Below are 21,105 nucleotides of genomic sequence, written 5' to 3'. Positions count from 1 at the left end.
GCGTCAGCGCCAGGGGTCTTCCTGGAACGTCGGCTCGGGCGCGGGCGGGCGGTCGCTGAAGGGGTCGTAGCCGTCATCGTCCTCGGCCTCGGGGCGCAGGAAGGGGTCGTCCTCAGGTACGGGCGCCGCCGGCCCCGCAGGCGCGACCGGCTTCGTCACCGGCCGCACGCGGTAGCGCGGTCGCGGCTCGCGTTCGCTTTCAGCCATGCTCGACGTCCTCCTCGGTTCCCACCTTCGCCAAATCGTAGGGCGTGGTCTGGTACACGTAGTAGTTCAGCCAGTTCGTGTACAGCAGCTGCGCGTGGGCGCGCCACGTGGCGCGCGGCTGCTGCGCGGGGTCGTCGCCGGGGAAGTAGTGGCGCGGCAGGGGCATGTCCAGGCCCTTCGCGATGTCGCGCTCGTACTCCACCATGAGGGTGCCGGCGTCGTACTCGGGGTGGCCGAATACGAAGAAGTGGCGGCTGTCGGTGCTTTTGGCCAGGTAGACGCCCGCCTCGTCGGAAACGGCGATCAGCTCGAGGTCCGGATGCGCCTCGATGTCGGCCGCGTGCACCTCGGTGTAGCGCGAGTGCGGCGCGAGGAAGAAGTCGTTGAACCCGCGCACGAGCGGCGAGGAGGGCTTCACCACCTCGTGCTCGAACACGCCGAACAGCTTCTCCGGCAGCTCGTATTTGGGGATGCCGTAGTGGAAGTAGATGCCTGCCTGCGCGCCCCAGCAGATGTGGAACGTGGAGTGCACGTTCGTGGCCGACCACGCCATGATGGCGGCGAGCTCGTCCCAGTAGTCCACGTCCTCGAAGTCGAGCAGCTCAACGGGCGCGCCGGTGATGATCATGCCGTCGAAGCGCTGGTCTTTCACCTGGTCGAACGTGGTGTAGAAGGCCTCGAGGTGCTGTTCGGACACGTTCTTCGCGTCGTGCGTGGCCGTTTGCAGCAGGCTCACCTCTATCTGCAGCGGCGTGTTCGAGAGCTTGCGCATGATCTGCGTCTCGGTGACGATCTTGGTGGGCATGAGGTTGAGCAGCAGCACGCGCAAGGGACGGATGTCCTGATGCATGGCGCGGTACTCGGTCATGACGAAGATGTTCTCGCTCTCGAGCACCTCGGTGGCGGGCAGGGAGTCGGGAATCCTGATGGGCACGATGAACCTCGCCTTCGCGGTCGTTTTGCAGCGTCTCCGCCATGATACCTTTTGCGTCGATTGCCTGCTTATCTGAATTCCCGATACTGCGTTATCGGCGGGGGCGTGACAAAGGGACGTGACAAAGGGACATTGTCACGCGACTTCTTTGGGAATAGGCTGGATGTCGTGCGCGCTCACTTGGACAACGCCTCGAACAGGTCGTGGTATTCGTCTGCGGCGCCCAAGTACGCGTCAAGGTACGCGGCTCCGGTGCCCTCGGCGTTCGAAGGCGGGTCGATCGGGACGATTTTCACGTAGGGCTTGCTGCCTTTGAAAACCGTGACCTCGACGTTTTCCTCATCACGTGCTTCGCGATGTTCGGATGTTGTACTAGAATCCTAACAGCAAACTCGGAGTGGGATTTCATGTCGAAAGAGAAAGAGGGTTCTATGGCGTCAGAGCAGAAGACGCCGGCGGTGCGGCCGGTCACGGTCGTCAAGTTCGCCGGCGCGGTCATCGCCACGTTGATCGGATCGGGATTCGCCTCGGGGCAGGAGGCCATGCAGTTCTTCGCCGCCTACGGCACGAACGGCATCATTGGCTGCGTCATCGCCATTGTGCTGTTCGCGCTGATGAGCGGCGTGCTTCTGGGCTACGGCTTCAAGCACAAGGGGGCGAGCGACTTCTCGGCGTTCCGCTACTTCTGCGGGAAGTACCTGGGCACGTTCCTGGAGTGGTTCACCATCCTGTTCTGCTTCCTCGTGGGCATCATCATGGTGTCGGGCGCGGGCGCCACGCTCAACCAGTATTTCGGCGTGCCGCAGATCGTCGGCAGCGGCCTCATGGCGGCCATCGTGCTGGTGAGCGCGCTGTTCGGCCTGCGCCGCATCGTGGACATCCTCGGCTCCATCGGGCCGGTGACCATCGCGTTCCTCATCATCTTGTCGGTGTACACGCTCGCCGTGCACGGCGGCGGCCTGGCCGAGGCCAACGCGGCCGTGGAGGCGGCGGGCGACAACGTGGTGTACGGCGTGGGGTCGGGCGCGTCGTGGTTCGCGCTGGGCGCCTTCATGTACGTGGCGTACAACATCCTGGCCGGCGTGCCGTTCATGTCGGAGATGGGCACCGGCGCGCGCTCGCACCGCGAGGCCGTGCTGGGCGGCGTGCTGGGCGGCGCGGCGCTCGGCGTGTGCGCGCTGCTGCTCAACCTGGCCATGCTGTCGGTATTCGGCGAGGCCGTGGGCTACGAGGTGCCGGTGCTGTTCTTGGCGCAGCAGATCTCGCCCATCGTGGGCCTACTGTTCGCCATTATCTTGCTGGCCGAGATATACAACACAGCCGTGCCCATGGTGTGGACCGTGGCCAACCAGTTCGTGGACGAGAAGAAGGACAAGCGCAAGTACCAGTTCCTCATCGCGCTTCTGTGCGCCATCATCTTCATGGGCGGCCAGCTGCCCTTCGGCATGCTGGTGAACATCATCTACCCGTTCGTGGGCTACTTCGGCGCGCTGTTCATCGTGGTGGTGGTCGTGCAGATGATCCGCTGGCGCATCGACAGGGCGCGTGGGATCGAGCGGTAGGCGAACGAGGAGACGATGATGGCTGAAACGAACGGCACCGCCGCGCGCACGCACGAGCTGGTGGAGCGCGACCGGGCCTGCATGGGCCCCACGGCGCGCATTCCCTATTACGACCTGGTGGTGGACCACGCGCGCGGCGCGCTGCTCTACGATGTGGAGGGCAACGAGTACATCGACCTTTTGGCGGCGGCCACGTCGGCCAACGTGGGCCACTCGCACCCGGCCGTGGTGGAGGCCATCTGCGAGCAGGCGCAGAAGGTCATCCAGTGCTCGCCGGCCTACTTCTACCATGCGCCCGAGGTGGAGCTGGTGGAGAAGCTGGCCGCCATCGCGCCGGGCGACACGCCGAAGAAGGTGGTGTTCGGCACGTCGGGCTCCGACGCGAACGACGCCATCATCAAGTTCGCGCGCGCCTACACGGGGCGGCCCTACGTGGTGTCGTTCCAGGGCGCCTACCACGGCTCCACCTACGGCTCCATGACCCTGTCGGCGCTCAGCCTGGGGATGCGTCGCAAGATGGGGCCCATGCTGCCGGGCATCTACCACATCCCGTACCCCGACGTGCAGCGCGCGGGCGTGGGGCACCTGAGCGAGCGGGAGCAGGCGGAGTTCTTCATGCGCCCGCTGCGCGAGATGTGCGAGACCTACCTGCCGCCCGACGAGATCGCCTGCATCGTGATGGAGCCCATCGCGGGCGACGCCGGCATCATCGTGCCGCCGCAGGCCTACGTCGACGCGCTTACGGCGTTCTGCCGCGAGAACGGCATCCTGTTCGCCGTGGACGAGATCAACCAGGGCATGGGCCGCACGGGGAAGTGGTGGGGCATCGAGCAGTTCGGCGTGGAGCCCGACCTCATGTCGGTGGGCAAGTCGCTGGCCAGCGGCCTGCCGCTTTCGGCCATCGTGGGAAAGGCCGCCATCATGGACAGCCTGAGCTTTCCGGCGCACATCTTCACCACCAGCGGCAACCCCGTGTGCTGCGCGGCGGCGCTCGCCACCATCAAGGTGATCGAGGATGAGGGCCTGCTCGCGCGCGGGGCCGAGCTGGGCGCCTGGGCGAAGGAGCGCTTCGAGGACATGGCCGCGCGCCACGCCATCGTGGGCGGCGTGCACGGCATCGGGCTGAACCTAGGCATCGACATCGTGCGCCCGGGCACGCGCGAGAAATGCGCGCTCGACGCGCTCAAGGTGGTGTACCGCGCGTTCGAGGAGGGCGTCGTGGTCATCTGCATGGCGGAATCGGTGCTGCGCTTCCAGCCTCCGCTCGTCATCGAGCGCGAGCAGCTGGACCGCGCCCTCGACGTCCTCGACCGCGTGATCGGCGAAGTGGAAGCCGGGCTCGTGCCCGACAGCATCGTCCCCGAGGGCAAGGGCTGGTAGAAGGGCTGCGCGCTTTGTCATCCTGAGCGGAGGCGGCGAAGCCGCCGCAGTCGAAGGATCCCGCGCGGCGCCAGCTGGAAACGCCACTGCTACCGCCGCACGGGATCCTTCGACTCGCTCGCTCAGGATGACAGTACGCGGAATACCGATAGCTCCATTATCGCTCTATGCGATAACATAGTATCGGAAACTCGGCACTACCGCGCACGGTGCGGTCGCCCCTATAATGATCCGGACGCATCGACCCCCGGATCCATCAAGGAGCAACCCCATGAGCGAGTCCATCGGAACCACCTGCGTGCAAGGCGGCTACCGTCCCGGCGACGGCGAGCCGCGCCAGATCCCCATCTACCAGTCCACCACCTGGAAGTACGACACGAGCGAGCACATGGGCAAGCTCTTCGACCTCGAGGAGTCGGGCTACTTCTACACGCGTCTCGCCAACCCCACGAACGACTTCGTGGCGGCCAAGATCGCCGAGCTCGAGGGCGGCGCGGCGGCCATGCTCACGTCGTCGGGCCAAGCGGCCAACTTCTTCGCCGTGTTCAACATCGCGGGCTGCGGCGACCACGTGGTGGCCAGCTCGGCCCTGTACGGCGGCACGTACAACCTGTTCGCCGTCACCATGAAGCGCATGGGCGTGGAGTTCACGTTCGTCGCGCCCGACTGCACCGACGAGGAGCTGGAAGCCGCGTTCCGCCCCAACACGAAGGCCGTCTTCGGCGAGACAGTGGCCAACCCCGCGCTCACGGTGCTCGACATCGAGCGGTTCGCGCAAGCCGCGCACGCGCACGGGGTGCCGCTCATCGTGGACAACACGTTCCCCACGCCGGTGAACTGCCGTCCCATCGAATGGGGCGCCGACATCGTCACGCACTCCACCACCAAGTACATGGACGGGCACGGCGCGAGCGTGGGCGGGGTCATCGTGGACGCCGGCCGCTTCGACTGGTTCGCACACGCGGACAAGTTCCCCGGCCTCACGCAGCCCGACGAAAGCTACCACGGCGTGGTGTACGCCGAGCGCTTCGGCTTGGGCGGCGCGTTCATCACAAAGGCGACGGCCCAGCTCATGCGCGACTTCGGCTGCTCGCAGTCGCCGCAGAGCGCCTACCTCATCAACCTGGGGCTCGAGAGCCTGCACCTGCGCATGGCCCAGCACAACCGAAACGGCCTCGCGCTGGCCGAGCACCTGGCCGCGCATCCGAAGATCGCGTGGGTGCGCTACCCCGGCCTGCCCGGCGACGCGCAGCACGAGCTGGCGCAGAAGTACCTGCCCGGCGGCACGAGCGGCGTGGTGAGCTTCGGCGTGGCCGGCGGGCGCGCGGCGGCCGAGACGTTCATGGCCAACCTCAAGCTCGCGCAGATCGCCACGCACGTGGCCGACGCGCGAACCTGCGTGCTGCATCCGGCCAACGCCACGCACCGCCAGATGAACGACGAGGAGCTGGCCGCGGCCGGCATCACGCCCGATCTCATCCGCCTGTCGTGCGGCATCGAGGCCACCGAGGACCTCATCGCCGACGTCGACCAGGCGCTCGCCGCAGTCAACGTTTAGTTGCATCGCGCAGACCGGCTCTCACCGCTTGGGCACGCTCGCTATACTGGGCCCATGGTCAAGGGACGATCCGAAAGGACGACGATGGACATTCAAGCGATTATCGACAAAGTGGCGGGCGAGATCCAGAAGGCTCCTGAGCTGCTGAAGGAGTTCACGGCCGATCCGGGCGCGGCCATCCAGAAGATCACCGGCGAGGGCATCGGCGACATCGACATCGCGGCGGTTGCCGAGGGCGTGCTCGCCCAGGTGCAGGAGAAGGGCGGCGACGTGGTCGAGCATCTGTCCGGCCTCATGCAGGAGGGCGCAGTGCACGACGTTATCGCCAGCATCACCGCCGAGGGTTCGAAATTCGGCGACCTGCTGGGCGGCCTGTTCGGCAAGAAGGACGAGTAAGCTCCGAATGTCCCAAAAGGTGCCTACCCCCTTTTGGGACATTTTTCGCTAGTCGGCGATGACTATCTCGGGATGCGCGCGGTCGATGACGGTGCGCATCCTGACTTTTGCCCCCAGGTAACGCTCCATGAGCTGGGCGAACTCGTCGAGGGCGATCTCAAGGTCGGCGCGGCGCGCGGGATCGACGCACTCCATGACCAGGATGGCGCTCTCCGAGTCGTCCGTGAGGGCCGAGCGCTGTCCGTCGCGCCAGTTCCAGCAGCGGCACACCGCGCCCTCGTCGTCGCGGTAACACAGCTCGCCCGGCAACGTGGGGTCGTCCTCGTCCTCGCCGATGGGCAAAAACGCGTCGCCGCCTTCCGTGATGCCCAGCCGGAAATCGCCCACGAGCGAACCCAAATCCTCGCCGCCCACGGGCAGCGCGTATTTCAGCGAGATGGCGTTGTAGATATCCACCGACGGCGTGATGGATCCCACCGGGTTGCCCTTCAGCACGCGCTTGAGCAGGTTCTCCACCGAGCAGCGCGCGCCCTTCTTCGTCTTGAACCTCTGGAATGCCTCGCGCCACACGCGCACCACCTCGTTCTCCGAGATGGTGTTGCTGGTGAGGTGCCTATCGGCGGCGGCGTTGGCCTCGCGCAGCAGCCGCGCGATGGCGGCGGCGTCCTCGGGTGGCACGTCGGCGGCCCGCTTCATGCCGTGCACCACGATGATGCCGATGGCGGCCTCGGGGAACAGCTCCCAGAACGACTCCTCCGCGATGAACTTCTGCATGCGCGCTCCTTCTCTCGTGCCGGCTGGCTGGGGATCGCCTTCCAGCTTACCCAACGCGCCGCATGCGGTCAACGCCCTCGGCGGGTCTGGCGCGCATCACGCGGCTTTCCCCGATGACGCGGGCGGCCGGGCGCACTATACTGTGACGGACGGGGAGGCGATCCCGGCGAAAGGGGGCGAACATGAGGCACGGTCCGGTTTCCACGGCGCTTGCGCGCGTGTTCGTCGTGATCGGCCTTGTGGCAGTCGCGGTCATCGTGGACTACCGCGACATGATCGCCTTCGTCGCGCTGCCGTTCGGCATGGCCCAGGAGCAGCCGCAGGAGCTCGCCCCCGCAGCGACTTCGCCCGTCACGTTCGACGAGGTGAGCGACAAGTGGGGCTACGAGGTCATGCTCCAATGCGACGCGTCCGCCGAGGAGATCGGCTCCGAATTCTTCGATAAGCTTGAGTCGCGCGGCTTCCGCGTGCGCGGCGTGTTCGGATGCGACATCCCCAACACGGTCGTGGTGTACGGCGACCTGGGCGAGCGTGCGGCGGCCGAATCCATCGCGGAGACGCTCGGCTTCGGCGAGGTGGTCAACGGGAGCAGCGGAGGCAGCTACGAAGGCGAGATCGTCGTTTACATCGGCCGCGACGCCTCGTAGGCCGCGTGTCCCCGACACGTCTGCCCGCGTTTATGAAATTGACCTGCGTACGTGTGGTTTTTCGTTGACTTCTGGCGAAGCACCCGTTTACAATGCAAAGGTTCGCTTTCGAAAGCCCCGTGCATGCAGTGAAGAAGCGGAAGCGCCCGCGAAGGAGTCCAGGCCTGAGCAGCGCGTCGGCGTAGGAACCCGGCATCCGATCGACCTGCACTTTTGAAACCGATCATCCGCTGCGAACGCGGTCGGCGCGGCTAGCCGAGCCGACGGTCAAGCGACGGAAATCCCGCCCCGCACGGCGGGGTAGGACAAGATTTTTGGAGGAAGACAGTGAAGACGTATTACGCGAAGCCCAACGAAGTTGAGCGCGAATGGGTCTTGATCGACGCCACGGACCAGGTTCTGGGCCGCGTCGCCGTGAAGGCCGCGCAGATTCTCAAGGGCAAGCACAAGCCGCAGTACACGCCGCACGTGGACACCGGCGACTTCGTGATCATCGTCAATGCGGACAAGATCCGCGTGACGGGTACGAAGGCCCAGTCTAAGAGCTACTACCGCCACAGCGGTTTCCCCGGCGGGCTGAAGTCCGAGACCTTCGAAGAGGCCATGGCCAAGCATCCGGAGCGCGTGATCGAGCATGCCGTGAAGGGCATGCTGCCGAAGAACACGCTCGGTCGCGCCATGGGCAAGAAGCTCAAGGTGTACGCGGGTGCCGAGCATCCGCACATGGCTCAGCAGCCCCGCGAGATCAAGATGGAGGGTTAACCCATGGCAGGTGAAGCTTTGTATTACGGCACCGGCCGTCGCAAGAACGCCGTCGCCCGCGTGCGCCTCGTTCCCGGCACCGGCAAGGTGACCATCAACGGCCGCGAGGCCCAGCAGTACTTCGGCCGCGAGGCCCTGGTGAACTACGCGCTCGCCCCGTTCAAGGTGACGGACACCGCCGGTCACTTCGACGTGCTCGCCCGCATCGACGGCGGCGGCATCTCGGGCCAGGCCGGCGCGCTGCGCCACGGCATCTCCCGCGCCCTGCTCGAGGCCGGCGATTACCGCGCCGAGCTCAAGAAGGCCGGATTCCTCACGCGCGACGCCCGCATGGTGGAGCGCAAGAAGTACGGCCTGAAGAAGGCCCGCAAGCGCCCGCAGTTCTCGAAGCGCTAGGAAATCGCTCGAGAGCAGCACGTTTTCTGCAAGCCCGCTTCCCCTCGCCGGGAGGCGGGCTTTTTCGTTGCCTGGAGCGTTCTCCCGCTCAACGGGGCGTGGCGGATGCTCGCGTGCGCCCTACTGGGCTTCGACAAGGTCGATGAGCTCTTGCTGCGAGTGCACGTCGAGCTTCTGGTAGATGTGCTTGATGTGGGATCTCACGGTATTGGGGGAGATCACCAGCTGCTCTTGGATGAACTTGGTGTTGCGGCCCTTCGCCATCATGGTGAAAATCTCGAGCTCCCTGTCGGTGAGCCCGCGTTGCTCTGCCAGCTGCTTGCAAGCGATTTCCTGCACGCTCTCGCTTGTCTTCACGACGATGGGCTTCATGATTTCAACGCCCTGAATGGTATCGCTGAAGCTGAATCGGCGAAAGAACAGCCACAGAAACGAGACGAATACGAAGCCGGCGACGAGCGCGATGGCCCCTGCCGTCTGATCGCCTATGGCTGCGGCTGAAATATGCCCGGCCGTTGCGCCTATTTCCACCCCCAGATAATTCATGCAGCTCGCGAGGGCGAATGTTGGGATGAGGGCGTAAACGTTGCGTGCGCCGATGGCGGCCAGCACGAGCCAGAACAAGATATTGAAGCAGATCCCTCCGCTTGCGAGCAGCGCGCCGGGAAGGGGATAGCTGAGCTGCGCCGAGAAGGGCACCATCATGAATCCGGCCAACACCAGCAACACGGAGGCGGAAAAGAGCATATCCTCCCTCAGTCTGCTCGTGCCGAAGGCGATCCATAAAAACGCAATGGCTAGAACCGTGACGCAAAACCAGAAATACGTGGAGTCCGCACCTTCGTAGAAGATGGAGCCATAGCTCGATCCTATGCAGAACAGCAAGATGCAGGGAAAGAGGGCATGCGTCGGTTTAAGGAATGCATCGGGATCCGCGATCAGGAGATCGGATGCCGGCGCGCCTCTGGCTATTCGGTTGAATGCGGGGCTGGTTGCGCGATGAAGGAGCAGGAGCGTTGCGGCTTGGCCGATGACGAGGAGCGCCAGGCTCGGCATGAAGGGCGGCGGATCTGCAATCGAGCGGATGACGGCGCCGGCCAACACTGCACCGGCAACGATCACCGCTCGCTTCTGGTGGGCAGGCAGAGAAGCAATGGCGACGAGCATGGTCGCTTGGGGCCAAATCCCGCCCACCGTGAAAAGCGCGAGCCCTGCAAAGGTGAACGCAGGGCTTTGTACCTGAAAAGCGAGGGGAATGACGATAGCCGAGCTTGCAAGGCATCCAAGGGATACAAGCGACATCAGGCGATTGTCAAGAAAATCGGGCCGCCTGTTGGCGGCGATTGCCAGTATGACGAACAGAGCCGCCGAAAGGAGCATGGAGGCATCGCGCGTGAAAGGCGCGAAGAGCGCCGTTTCCGCGAACAGGCTCGCATTGACCATCCATCCATACAACGAAGAAAAGCAGAGGGCGAGGAAACAGAGCGCCGGCAACGCCTTGGCATAAGGGGAAATGCTGCTTCTGCTCGTCATACTGCACTCCTAGACTCTGTCACCTTAGGTGAGTGAGATGGCTTGACCAGGTGAAAAGCCCCTGCGCTGGGTGATGAAGGCAGAGCGATTCGGTCGGTAGTATAGCACTGTCGTTCATGGCCGGGCATAGAGGCGCCCGGTCGCAAAAACAAGGAGGAGCTATGGGACTCGACAAGACTATAGGACGGAAAGCGGTGTCGCGCAGGAGCTTTTTGGCAGGCGCTGCGACCGCGGGGACGATGGCGGCGCTGGGGCTCGGCGGGTGCGCCCCCCGCGTTCAGGAGGCCGAGGCTGACACGGGGTCGGGCGGTGTTGAGCCGAGCGGTGCTCCCGCGTGGTTGGGAAATGCCCCCGAAATCTCGGATATCGCGAAGACGCTCGACTGCGATGTGTTAATCGTCGGCGCGGGATGCACCGGGTTGGCGGCCGGTGCCACGGCGGCGCAGCTCGGATTGGATTTCCTGTTGTGCGAGAAGTCCGACCACATAGCGGACAACCATTGGGACATAGGCGCCGTGAACACGCGCTTCACTCCCGAGGATCATCAGATCGACAAGGGGCGTCTGCTCAACGAGCTCAACCGGTACGCGTCGTTCAAGAATGATGCCTCGGTGTCGAAAGTTTGGATCGACGAGTCGGCTGAAATGATTGAATGGCTCTACGACCTTATGTCCCCGTACGATATCAGTTGCGAAGTCGACACCGAAAACGGAGGCGACGGACGTGCAGGCGGCACGATGTACTATATGCCGTTCGAGAAGCATGGCTTCGTGTACAGCAACCCGTCCTTTCCCGGCTGGCCCTTCATATCGCAGAACCCTTGCTTCCAGGAGGTCATCGAGGCGTCGGGGAAGCAAATCCTTTTCAAGCACGATCTGGTCAAGCTCGTTCGGGAGGACGACAACGCCGGACGGGTTTCCGGTGCCGTTTTCGAGACAGACGAGGGCTTCGTTCAGGTCAATGCTCGGAAGGGCATCGTGCTGGCGACTGGCGGGTATGCGGGGAACCCGACGATGGTTCGGGCGATCAACCCCATCGTTCCCAAATGCGTGACTGCGGTGGACTTCAATCAAAACAACACGGGTATGGGCATCAAGGCGGGCATGTGGATCGGGGCGGCTAAGGACGTGGAGCCGTCGGCCATGATATTCGACCGCGGAGGCGTGGAGCCGGGAGTGGATGCCGGATACGTCGATGAGAGCGATGATGCTATCTTCCCAGGTCAGTTGCAACAGCTGGGGATAGGGTCCATGCCCTTCTTGAAAGTGGATCGCCATGGGTTGCGCATCACCAACGAGTCGGCGAACTACGACGCTATCTGCCATGCGGCCGCTCAGCGTCCGGGCGGCGTGTGGTGCGAGGTGTTCGATGTGAACGCTCCGCAAGATGTGCAGGTGTTCCAAACCCAAGGGTGTTCCAACAATGTGTGGCGAAACACGCTCAACGGCAGGAGCGTTGAAGAGGCGTATGCGAAGGAAATCGAGATGGGCGTCATCCAGAAAGCCGACACGCTTGAGGAACTGGCCGATAAGCTTGGTTTCGAAGGCGCGAACAAGGAGGCGTTCCTCGCGGCCGTTGACCGCTATAATCATTTGTACGATCAAGGCGTTGACGAGGACTTTGGAAAAGAGGCGTATCGCCTTTCCGCCATTCGAGAAGCTCCCTACTATGGCGCGTGGTTCGGCGGAAGCTTGCTGACAACGCTCGATGGGTTGCGCATCAACAAGAACATGCAGGTGCTGGATAACTCGAACGAGATCATCGAGGGGCTGTTTGCGGCAGGAACCTGTTCGGGCAGCTTCTACAGCGGCAATTATCCGGTGTATCTCGTGGGCAACTGCATGGGTCGGAACATAACGTTCGGTCGACATGCGGTGCGCTATATTGCTGGCGACCTCGATTAGGCAGCCTTTTGCTATCGAATCAGCGAGGAGGCCCCTGCGTGCTGCGGGGCCTCGTTTCGCGTGTATGCGGTATCATCTTTTCGTCACACTTGGAAAGGAGCGCATGCATGCTGAAAGTTCGCCCCGCGCAGGCCGATGAGGTCGAGCAGGTGCTGGATTTCTACACGAAGATGATCGACGGGATGCGCGGCACGGAGTTCGACGTGTGCTGGGAGCACGACGTGCATCCGTCGCGGGCCTTCCTGCGCGCGTCGACCGAGGCGGGCGAGGTGCTGGTGGTGGAGGTTGGCGAAGGCGAGGCCGGGGCCGCCGGGCCGCGCTTCGCCGCCGCTATGGTGCTGAACGCCGTGGGCGATCCCGGCTACGACCGGGTGCGTTGGCAGGTGGACGCCGCACCCGACGAGGCGCTGGTGGTGCACGTGCTGGCCACGCTGCCGGAGTTCCACGGGCGCGGATTCGCGCGGCAGCTCGTGGAGGGAGGCATCGCGGTCGCGCGCGAGGCCGGCGCGAAGGCGCTGCGGCTGGACACCTTCACCGACAACGTCCGCGCGCAGCGCCTCTACGAGTCGTGCGGCTTCGCGAACTGCGGCGTCTACGAGGACTTCTATCCCCATCTCGGCCGCGACGCCGTGCTCTACGAGTACGCGCTGTAGCTGCGCATTCCGCCCCCTGATTGTCGACCGAAACACACGCCACAGGGTGCTGAAGCGTGTGTTTCGGTCGACAATCAACTTTCGCAGGCTCATCTTCGCTCCGAAAACATGCCTCAGCGCACGAGGCGTGTTTTCGGAGCGAAGATCGGGGTATGCGGCGGTTGACGAGTTGCGCGCTCCCTCGCAACTCGGTAGTAGAATGGGCTCGGCGGATGTGGGCGCGCGGGGGAGGGAATGCTGGACGATAACGGACACAGGGTCGACGACGGCTCGCCGAAGCGCGGCGGGTCGCTGCTGCATGCGCTCGCACTCGCGGCGGTGCTCGTCGCGGTGTGCGCGACGCTCGCCCTCGCGTGGTTCTCCAGCCCCGGCGACCGAACGTTCGTCGCCGACGCCGACGCCGACGGCACCACGCCACTCGCTTTCCAAGGCTCCTACCGCGTCGACGGCGGCGCATGGCTCCCCTTAGACGGCACGACGTTCGAGGGCCCGCTCATCGGCATCCGGTCGGTGGCGGTGAAGGGACGCCTCTCCTCGGCGGTCCCGGCGGGGACGCCCGTCAACCTGCGCCTTAGCAGCACGGCGTGCGTCGTGCGGGTGAACGGCGTCAGCGTGTTCGGCTTCGACGGGCTCAGCGCCGACGGACCCGCCGCAGAGCCCATGCTCGGGTGGGTGAGCTTCCCCTCGCCCGGTATCGACGCGGACGACGAGGTGGAGGTAGAGCTGCGGCATGCGACGCTCTACAGCTCGCGGGGCGACTACGAGCTGACGTTCCGCACGCTGTGCGCCGGCGACGAGGACTCGCTGCGCCACGACATGATCGGGCTGTTCTCGCCGATGTTCGCGTGCGGCGTCGCCGTGCTGTTCGCGGGGGCCTGCCTGCTCCTCATCGCGAGCGCCGGCCGCTTCGTCGGCATGCCGAAGGAGCGCGGCAGCCTCCTGTTCGCCTGCTTCGTGCTGCTGGGCGGCGTGTGGATATTCTTCTGCTTCGACTACATCACCTTGCTCGTCCCGAACCCGCAGTTCACCGCCGCAGTGAGCCTGCTGTCGCAGGACCTGCTGGGCATCGCGCTCGTCGGGTTCGTGGTCAGCCGCGCCCGCGGGCGCTTCCGGCGTCGTGCCCGGGCCGTCCTTATCGGTCTCGTCGCCGTTCAGGCAGCAGTCGTCGTCCTGCGCCTTGCCGGGGCGCTCTCGCTGTTCGACGCGAACACGTTCATCGTCGCGCCGTTTGAGATAGCCATCCTGGCCGTGGCCATCGGCTTCATGCGCGACGCGTTCGCACGGCGCGACCGCTTCATGAAGGAAGCCGCCGCCGCTGCGCTTCCGGCGGCCATCGGGGCGTTCGCCGAGGGACTGTCGTATTTGATCTGGGGCGTTTCGACCGGGTTCGCGCTCACGGCCGGCATCGCCTTCTCGGTGTGCGTGCGCTTCGTCGCGCTGTTCCTGTACGCGCGCGAGCAGGTGGCGCTTGCCGAGCGCGCGCACCAGGTGGAGCAGGAGCTCGTGCGGTCGCGCATCGCCATCACCATCTCGCAGATCCAGCCGCACTTCCTGTACAACGCGCTGGTCACCATCCAGTACCTCTGCACGGACGACCCGCCCCTCGCCGCGCGCACCGTCGGCGACTTCGCCGGCTACCTGCGCGGCAACATGGACTCGCTCGCCAACGACGAGCCCATCCTCTTCGCGAAGGAGCTCGACCACCTGCAGCACTACGTCGCCATCGAGCGGCTGCGGTTCCCCAACGTGTCCGTGGTCGTCGAGGAGGGCGAACGCGACTTTCTCATCCCCGCGCTCACGGTGCAGCCGCTCGTGGAGAACGCCATCAGGCACGGACTGCGCCGGAAGCGCGGGGGCGGCACCGTGGTCGTGTCGTCGTGGCGCGACGAAAGGGGCTTCCACGTGAGCGTGGCCGACGACGGCGCAGGGTTCGACCGTCCCGTCGACCTTGCCGATGTCGAAGAGGGCGTGCCGTGCGGCGGCGACCCCTCGCGCAGCCACGTAGGGCTGGCGAACGTGGCGTTCCGCGTGCGCGTCCTGTGCGGCGGCACCGTGTCGCTGGCAAGCCGCCCCGGCGAAGGCTGCCGCGTGGAGGTGACGCTCCCGCACGCGTGAGGTACCTCCGCGCCCCGATTTTCGCTCCGCAAACACGCCTCAGCGCAGGAGGCGTGTTTTCGGAGCGAAAATGCGTCGTGCGACATTTCGCCGTTCGTTTGATAACCGCATGATGACGGGGGGTTTCGCCCGCCTGGCATGCTATCGTATGCGAGTGATACGTTTTGCGCGGCAGACGAGGTGAGGAGCACGCACTCATGGCGATGATTTCGGACATTTACGGCTCGATGGTGTTCAACGAGCACACGATGCAGGAGCGGCTGCCCTCTGCGACGTACAAGAGCCTGATCAAAACCATGAAGGAGGGCAAGCCCCTCGAGATCGAAGTGGCCAACGTCGTGGCGCACGCCATGAAGGAATGGGCCATCGAGAAAGGCGCGACCCACTTCACGCACTGGTTCCAACCCCTCACCGGCATCACATCCGAGAAGCACGACAGCTTCCTCGATCCGGTGAGCGACGGCCGCGCCATCATGAGCTTCTCCGGGAAAGAGCTGATCCAGGGCGAGCCCGACGCCTCCAGCTTCCCCTCCGGCGGCTTGCGCGCCACCTTCGAGGCCCGCGGCTACACGGCCTGGGACCCCACGAGCTACGCGTTCATCAAGGACGAGGTGCTGTGCATCCCCACCGCCTTCTGCAGCTACACCGGCGAGGCGCTCGACAAGAAGACGCCGCTCCTGCGCTCCATGAGCGTCGTTGAAGAGCAGGCCAATCGCGTGCTCGCCCTGTTCGGCGAACCTCATCAGCGAGTCGTGCCCACCCTGGGCGCCGAGCAGGAGTACTTCCTCGTCTCCGAGAAAGCCTACGCGCAGCGCCAAGACCTCATCATGTGCGGCCGCACGCTGTTCGGCTACGCGCCCTGCAAGGGCCAGGAACTCGACGAGCACTACTTCGGTGCCATCCGACCCACCGTGAACGAGTTCATGAAGGAACTCGACGACGAGCTGTGGGCGCTCGGCGTGCCCGCGCGCACGAAGCACAACGAGGTGGCCCCGGCCCAGCACGAGCTGGCGCCCATCTTCACGAACGTGAACCGCGGCGTGGACGAGAACCTGCTCACGATGGAGAAGATGCGCCTCTTGGCGTCGCATCACGGCCTGGTGTGCCTCCAGCACGAGAAGCCGTTCGCAGGCATCAACGGCTCGGGCAAGCACAACAACTGGTCGCTGTCGGCCGGCAAGAAGAACCTGTTCGATCCCGGCGAGAGCCCCATGGACAACCTGCGCTTCCTCGTGTTCCTCACCGGCGTCATCCAGGCGGTGGACGACTACCAGGAGCTGCTGCGCATGTCGGTGGCCTCCGCCGGCAACGACCATCGCCTCGGGGCCGACGAGGCGCCGCCGGCTATCATCTCGGTGTTCCTGGGCGACGAGCTGGACGCCATCGTGGACGCGCTCGTGAACGACCACGAGTATGCGAGCGCCGACAAGGTGGCCATGGACCTGGGCGTGGCCGTGCTGCCGAACTTCCTCAAGGACAACACCGACCGCAACCGCACCTCGCCGTTCGCGTTCACGGGCAACAAGTTCGAGTTCCGCATGCCGGGCTCGGCCGTGAACCTGTCGGACTGCAACATGATCCTCAACACCGCCATGGCGAAGAGCTTGAAAGGTTTCGCCGACGCGATGGAAGGCAAGCAGGGCGAGGAGTTCGAGGCAGCCGCCATCGACTACATCCGCGAGATGCTGAAGAGGCACCAGCGCATCATCTTCAACGGCGACGGCTACTCGGAGGAGTGGACGCAGGAGGCCGAGCGTCGCGGCCTGGCGAATAAGACGAATACCGCCGATGCCTTGCCGTGCTTCATCGCGCCGGACAACATCGCGCTGTTCGAGGAGTTCGGCGTGCTCTCCGAAACCGAGGTGCGCAGCCGCTACGAGGTGAAGCTGGAGAAGTACAACAAGCTGCTGAACATCGAGGCGCGCACGATGAAGCGCATGGTGCGCCGCATGTTCCTGCCGGCCATCAACAACTACGCGGCCGAGGTGGCGGGCAACATCAACGCCATCCGCTCCGCGTGCCCCACGGCCAACGTCGACCAGCAGGAGGAGCTGCTGCGCCGCCTGGTGGAGGGCGTCCGCGAGATCGACACGCACCTGCGCGCGCTCGGCAAGCGCCACCACGAGACGCTCGAGATCGTCGACGAGCAGGAGAAGGCGAACACCTACGCGCACGAGATCATCCCCATCATGGACCGCCTGCGCACTGCCGTGGACGACCTCGAGGTGCTGGTGGACAACGACCATTGGCCCGTGCCCACCTACAACGACATCCTGTTCTACGTGTAGAGCAGGATGACAAAAGGTCTACGCTTCCTTCGTCTTTGGCGGCTCTTTCGATCCCTGGTTGAGCAGCACGATGCCGCCTACCACCAGCGCGAGGCCCAGGCACGTGGTCCAGCCGAACGGGTCGCCGAAGAACGCGATGCCGATGGCGGCTGTGCCCACGGTTCCCACGCCGCCCCAGATGCCGTAGGCCAGCCCCAGCGGCAGGTGCTTGAGCGTGAACGTGAGCAGGCCGAACGCAACGATGTAGCTTCCAATGGTGAGCGCGGTGAACAAGGGATGCGTGAATCCTTCGGAGAGTTTCATCATCGTGGTGCCGAACACTTCGCCTGCGATGGACACCGACAGCAGCAGATACGGGTTCAGGGTTCTCATAGCTCACGCTCCCATCTTCAAGAGGACGACGCCGCCGATGACGGCAGCAATGCCGAGCGCCTTCTTCGCGCCGAGGCCCTCGCGCCAGAACACGGCGCCCACGATGGCAGTGAGCGCGATGCCCACGCCGGTCCACGCGGCGTACACGAACCCGAGCGACAGCTCCTGCATGGCCTGAGCCATCAGGTAGAACGCTAGCAAATAACCGGCCAGGATGCCCAGGGTGGGGGCCTTCCTTTTAAATCCGTCGGACAGCTTCATCATGGAGCTGCCGAACACCTCTGAAACGATGGCGACGGCCATCAGCACGTACGGGGACATCTTGTTCCTTTCCTTCGACTGAAAGAAAGCTTAAAGTATCCCCTAAGGGTCGAGTCAAAGGAGAATCATGAGAAATAACCTGCTCTCCATCGGCGAGGTGGCGCGCATGAAGGGCGTGGGCATCAAGGCGCTGCGCTATTACGAGCGCATCGGCGTGCTGCGACCGGCCTTCGTGGACGCGCAGACGGGGTACCGTTATTACGCGCTTGGCCAGATGCCGGAGCTCGACGTGATCATCACGTGCGTTGAGCTGGGGCTTCCGCTGAAGGAGCTACGCCGCTACCGCACGGCGGAGGGCCGGCTCGACTTGGACGCGCTGCTCGAGCACGGGCGGCTGCTGGCGCTCGAGAACCTGCGGCGCGCCCGCGCCATCGTGATGCAGGTGGAGGGCTACCAGCGCGAGGTCGCCCTGCAACAGCGCCTGCGCGAGGGGCCCGCGCCGTACGAGCGTGCGCTGGAACCGCGGTTGGCGCTCGCTATTCCCTGGAAGGGCGATGCTTTCGACGCCAAACGCTACGCGAAGGCGGCGACTGAGCTGTATGAGCAGGCGAAGGAGCGTCGACTCGTGCCGCTGTACCTGCAGGGCATGGCGCGGCTGCCTGCGGCGGAAGGCGGGAGCGCGTGGCACGTAGTGCTCGAGGCGGCCGCTCCTGCTAAGGGGGCCGCGCCGGACGGCCTGCTGCAGCTTCCCGGCGGCACGTTCTCCGGCGAGCGCATCGAGCGCGACGACTTCGAGGCCGCGTTCGCCGCCGCATTCGCGGCCGCCGCCGACGTGCCGCCCGAACGCGCCGTGCTCGCCCTCGACATCTGGGACGACGAACTGCGCCCCGACCGTTTCACGCTGGAGCTGCTGCACGAACGCTAGCGTCACTCGCACGCCGGCAGCGCGAGGGTGAACGTGGTGCCGGTTGCCTCGTCGCTGGCGGCGGTGAGGGTGCCGCCGTGCTCCTCGGCGATGGCGCGGGCGATGGCCAGGCCCAGGCCGTAGCCGCCCTCGTCGCGGGTGCGGGCCTTGTCGGCGCGGTAGAAGCGGTCGAACACGTGCGGCAGGTCCTCGGGCGCGATGGCGAAGCCGGTGTTGCGCACCGCAAGCTCCACGCGCCGCGCGGTCCGATGCAGCTCCACGTCCACCTGCCCGCCCTCGTCGGCGTACTTGCAGGCGTTGTCCAAGAGCGTTCCGACCAGTTTGCGCAGCCGCATCGCGTTGCCGCGCACCGCCACGTCCTCGTCGAGCTTGGAGTGCAAATCGATGGAGCGCTCGAACGCCACGGACTCGAACTGCAAGAGCTCGCCCTCCACGAGGTCGGCCAGATCGAGGCGCTCCATCGCCGGCTTCGCCGCGCCCTCGTCCGCCTGCGCGAGCAGCAGCAGGTCGCCCACCAGGCCCTGCATCTGCTCGGCCTCGTGCTGGGTGCTCTCCACCCACTGGCTTTGGCTGGCCACGCTGCGCTCGGGGTGCTCCATCAAGATGGACGTGTTCGCCAGGATCACCGTGAGCGGCGTCTTCAAGTCGTGCGACGCGTCGGCCACGAACCGGCGCTGCCGCGTCCACGCGTCCTCCACCGGCCGCAGCGCCCAGCGCGAGAAGAACACGCTGATCACCAGGAACGCAGCCAGCGCCGCCACGCCCACGCCCGCCAGCGTGAGGGCGAGCGCCTGCCAGCCCCTCGCCGCGCTCATGTCGGCGAACGCGAGGTAGGTCGTTCCGCCCGCGACGCGCTTCTCGTAGAACAGCCCCAACCCGTCCAAGCTGTCGAACCCCTCGGGCGCGTCGGCCAGCTGAGCGGCGGCTTGGGCCAGCACGTCGTCGGCGAGCGAGGCCGTCGTGCGCGCCTGCACCGCCGTGAGGGCGCCGTCCTCGCCCACGGAGAACACGGCCACGGGGATGGAGGGATCCGACCCGCCGCGCTTGCCGCCGATCTCGGGTGGGGCCGCGCCTTCGGGCATCTCGTCGGACGGCATCTGCCCGCCGAACGGCCCGTTCGCCGCCTCGCCCGCATGCATCACGGCCGCGTCGAGCGCTTCCTGCACGCGGGCGACGCTCTGCTGGTAGTCGATAACGCAGATGGCCGTGAACACCACGGCCAGCACCACGGCCACCGTGGCCATGTTGAGCGCGACGAACTTGAGGCGCAGCTTCTTCAGCATGTTCCCAACCTCCTCGGGTCATCATCCTGAGCGAAGCGCGAGGCGCGTGCCCGTTTGTCATCCTGAGCGGAGGCGGCGCTAGCCACCGCAGTCGAAGGATCCCGTGTGACGACAGCCGAAAGACCTCCTATTGGCACCGCGCGGGATCCTTCGACTACACTCCCTTCGGTCGCTTCGCTCAGGATGACGGAAGATATCTTCAGCATGGCGCGTCCTCCTCCGCGTCGGCGGCGAAGCGGTAGCCGGCCTTGCGCAGCGTCTCGATGCCCGCGGTGGAGCCGAGGAACTTCAGCTTCTTGCGCAGAAACGACACGTAGGCTTCCACGTTGTTGTCCTCGGCGCTCGACTCGATGCCCCACACCTTCGCGATGAGCAGGTCCTTCGACACCACCTGGCCGGCGTTGGCCATGAGCACCTTCGCCAGGCAGAACTCCTTGTAGCTCAGGTGGATGGACTTCGCGCCGCGCGAAAGGTCGTGGCTTTCCAGGTTGAGCTCGAGGTCGCCGGCGGACAGCTTCTCGAACAGCACCTCGCCCTGGCGGCGCGTGAGCGCGCGCAGGTGGGCGAGCAGCTCGGCGGGGGAGAAGGGCTTGGTCATGTAGTCGTCCGCGCCGCTGTCCAGGCCGGTTATCTTGTCGGGCACGGCGTCGCGCGCGGTGAGCAGCAGCACCGGCGTGCTCACGTTCGCGCGCCGCAGCTCGGCCACCACGGCGAACCCGTCCTTCTTCGGCAGCATCACGTCCAGGATGACCACGTCGTACATCCCGCTTTCGGCCCAGGCCAGCCCCGTGGCGCCGTCGTGGACGACGTCGGTTCCGTAGCCGTTCTCCTCCAGGATGTGCGCGAGGGCCTGCGCCAGCCGCACGTCGTCCTCGACGATGAGAATCTGCATGCTCGGCCTGCCTTTCTCGCGCTGTGTTGCTTCCATTGTAGCCGCAATGCTGAAATCTCCCTGAAAGAACCAGGGACTTCGTCGCGCTCCCTGCCGCGCCGTCCGGTTGGGTCAACTTTTTGCGGCTGTGGCACGCGCGGCGTGTTCGAGAAATTCGCGACCTGGGCAAACGTCGTGCGCGCGTCGTCCGAGAGGCTCGAAAACCGCCCGATCCGTGCCACAGCCGTACATTCTTGCCAGTTCGGAAGGAACGCTCGCATCGA

20 protein-coding genes are annotated in these 21,105 nt (G+C 65.3%); 12 read left to right on the top strand and 8 right to left on the bottom strand.

Translation table 11 applies throughout. The features are described 5' to 3' along the window. Positions 1 to 3: 3 nt before the first annotated feature. Positions 4 to 207 carry a hypothetical protein gene (locus FX134_RS08355; RefSeq protein WP_080800351.1) on the bottom strand — a complete coding sequence of 68 codons (204 nt, stop codon included), beginning with the start codon at positions 205 to 207 and terminating at the stop codon, positions 4 to 6. Continuing rightward, positions 200 to 1,141, bottom strand: a complete 942-nt coding sequence (metA, locus tag FX134_RS08350; protein ID WP_080800349.1) for a homoserine O-acetyltransferase MetA — start codon at positions 1,139 to 1,141, stop codon at positions 200 to 202. Before metA ends, FX134_RS08355 begins: the two co-directional genes overlap by 8 nt. A 431-nt stretch (positions 1,142 to 1,572) precedes the next feature. Here metA and FX134_RS08340 point away from each other — a divergent pair, with 431 nt between their 5' ends. The 4 genes from FX134_RS08340 (at position 1,573) to FX134_RS08325 (ending at position 6,037) form a co-directional block, all read left to right on the top strand. Then, a complete protein-coding gene (locus FX134_RS08340) occupies positions 1,573 to 2,703 on the top strand; it encodes a YkvI family membrane protein (RefSeq protein WP_080800346.1) in 1,131 nt (376 codons plus the stop codon). 18 nt (positions 2,704 to 2,721) lie between these two features. Further along, a complete protein-coding gene (locus FX134_RS08335; RefSeq protein WP_080803900.1) occupies positions 2,722 to 4,083 on the top strand; it encodes an aspartate aminotransferase family protein in 1,362 nt (453 codons plus the stop codon). 271 nt (positions 4,084 to 4,354) lie between these two features. Next, positions 4,355 to 5,641, top strand: a complete 1,287-nt coding sequence (locus FX134_RS08330) for an O-acetylhomoserine aminocarboxypropyltransferase/cysteine synthase family protein (RefSeq protein WP_080800345.1) — start codon at positions 4,355 to 4,357, stop codon at positions 5,639 to 5,641. A gap of 84 nt (positions 5,642 to 5,725) precedes the next feature. Continuing rightward, the gene (locus FX134_RS08325) at positions 5,726 to 6,037 is read left to right on the top strand and encodes a hypothetical protein (RefSeq protein WP_080800342.1); all 312 of its coding nucleotides are present in this window, start codon (positions 5,726 to 5,728) and stop codon (positions 6,035 to 6,037) included. A 48-nt stretch (positions 6,038 to 6,085) separates the two neighbouring features. Here the strand turns inward: FX134_RS08325 and FX134_RS08320 are convergent, their stop codons facing one another. After that, on the bottom strand, positions 6,086 to 6,811 hold the full coding sequence (locus FX134_RS08320; protein ID WP_080800339.1) for a B3/B4 domain-containing protein: 726 nt from the start codon (positions 6,809 to 6,811) through the stop codon (positions 6,086 to 6,088). Positions 6,812 to 6,993: 182 nt separating this feature from the next. Between FX134_RS08320 and FX134_RS08315 the strand changes: the two genes are divergently transcribed. From FX134_RS08315 to rpsI, 3 genes are all read left to right on the top strand, one after another. Then, positions 6,994 to 7,458 (top strand): LytR C-terminal domain-containing protein, encoded by a 465-nt coding sequence (locus FX134_RS08315; protein ID WP_080800336.1) that lies wholly within the window; start codon positions 6,994 to 6,996, stop codon positions 7,456 to 7,458. A 327-nt stretch (positions 7,459 to 7,785) separates the two neighbouring features. Then, positions 7,786 to 8,220, top strand: coding sequence for a 50S ribosomal protein L13 (gene rplM / locus FX134_RS08310; protein ID WP_080800334.1), 435 nt, complete (start codon positions 7,786 to 7,788; stop codon positions 8,218 to 8,220). 3 nt (positions 8,221 to 8,223) lie between these two features. Beyond that, complete coding sequence (rpsI, locus tag FX134_RS08305; RefSeq protein WP_080800330.1) at positions 8,224 to 8,616, top strand: 30S ribosomal protein S9; 393 nt, start codon at positions 8,224 to 8,226, stop codon at positions 8,614 to 8,616. 120 nt (positions 8,617 to 8,736) lie between these two features. On the opposite strand, the gene FX134_RS08300 is transcribed toward rpsI, so the two are convergent. Next, entirely contained in the window at positions 8,737 to 10,149 is a 1,413-nt protein-coding gene (locus FX134_RS08300; RefSeq protein ID WP_080800326.1) for a helix-turn-helix transcriptional regulator, read from the bottom strand. A gap of 161 nt (positions 10,150 to 10,310) precedes the next feature. Here FX134_RS08300 and FX134_RS08295 point away from each other — a divergent pair, with 161 nt between their 5' ends. The 4 genes from FX134_RS08295 (at position 10,311) to FX134_RS08280 (ending at position 17,109) form a co-directional block, all read left to right on the top strand. After that, positions 10,311 to 12,053 (top strand): FAD-binding protein, encoded by a 1,743-nt coding sequence (locus FX134_RS08295; protein WP_080800323.1) that lies wholly within the window; start codon positions 10,311 to 10,313, stop codon positions 12,051 to 12,053. A 107-nt stretch (positions 12,054 to 12,160) separates the two neighbouring features. Further along, positions 12,161 to 12,706, top strand: a complete 546-nt coding sequence (locus tag FX134_RS08290; RefSeq protein WP_080800321.1) for a GNAT family N-acetyltransferase — start codon at positions 12,161 to 12,163, stop codon at positions 12,704 to 12,706. A 234-nt stretch (positions 12,707 to 12,940) separates the two neighbouring features. Beyond that, positions 12,941 to 14,821, top strand: coding sequence for a sensor histidine kinase (locus FX134_RS08285; RefSeq protein WP_080800318.1), 1,881 nt, complete (start codon positions 12,941 to 12,943; stop codon positions 14,819 to 14,821). A gap of 197 nt (positions 14,822 to 15,018) precedes the next feature. Then, positions 15,019 to 17,109 (top strand): glutamine synthetase III family protein, encoded by a 2,091-nt coding sequence (locus FX134_RS08280; protein WP_080800315.1) that lies wholly within the window; start codon positions 15,019 to 15,021, stop codon positions 17,107 to 17,109. A gap of 18 nt (positions 17,110 to 17,127) precedes the next feature. Here the strand turns inward: FX134_RS08280 and FX134_RS08275 are convergent, their stop codons facing one another. Together FX134_RS08275 and FX134_RS08270 are read right to left on the bottom strand one after the other, a co-directional pair. Beyond that, positions 17,128 to 17,481, bottom strand: a complete 354-nt coding sequence (locus FX134_RS08275; protein WP_080800312.1) for a DMT family transporter — start codon at positions 17,479 to 17,481, stop codon at positions 17,128 to 17,130. Between the two features lie 3 nt (positions 17,482 to 17,484). Then, positions 17,485 to 17,802 carry a DMT family transporter gene (locus FX134_RS08270; RefSeq protein WP_080800309.1) on the bottom strand — a complete coding sequence of 106 codons (318 nt, stop codon included), beginning with the start codon at positions 17,800 to 17,802 and terminating at the stop codon, positions 17,485 to 17,487. A 67-nt stretch (positions 17,803 to 17,869) separates the two neighbouring features. On the opposite strand from FX134_RS08270, the gene FX134_RS08265 reads away from it, so the two are divergent. After that, positions 17,870 to 18,667: a MerR family transcriptional regulator gene (locus FX134_RS08265; protein ID WP_080800306.1), complete on the top strand. Its 798-nt coding sequence runs from the start codon at positions 17,870 to 17,872 to the stop codon at positions 18,665 to 18,667. Between the two features lie 2 nt (positions 18,668 to 18,669). On the opposite strand, the gene FX134_RS08260 is transcribed toward FX134_RS08265, so the two are convergent. After that, on the bottom strand, positions 18,670 to 19,950 hold the full coding sequence (locus tag FX134_RS08260) for a sensor histidine kinase (RefSeq protein WP_080800304.1): 1,281 nt from the start codon (positions 19,948 to 19,950) through the stop codon (positions 18,670 to 18,672). Between the two features lie 199 nt (positions 19,951 to 20,149). After that, entirely contained in the window at positions 20,150 to 20,842 is a 693-nt protein-coding gene (locus FX134_RS08255) for a response regulator transcription factor (RefSeq protein ID WP_080800302.1), read from the bottom strand. Between the last annotated feature and the right edge of the window lie 263 nt (positions 20,843 to 21,105).

The sequence above is a fragment of the Arabiibacter massiliensis genome (assembly GCF_902386925.1).
GTDB classification, from domain to species: Bacteria; Actinomycetota; Coriobacteriia; order Coriobacteriales; family Eggerthellaceae; genus Arabiibacter; species Arabiibacter massiliensis.
The sequence above is the reverse complement of the archived record's forward strand: the minus strand, read 5'-3'. Positions and strand labels throughout refer to the sequence as shown.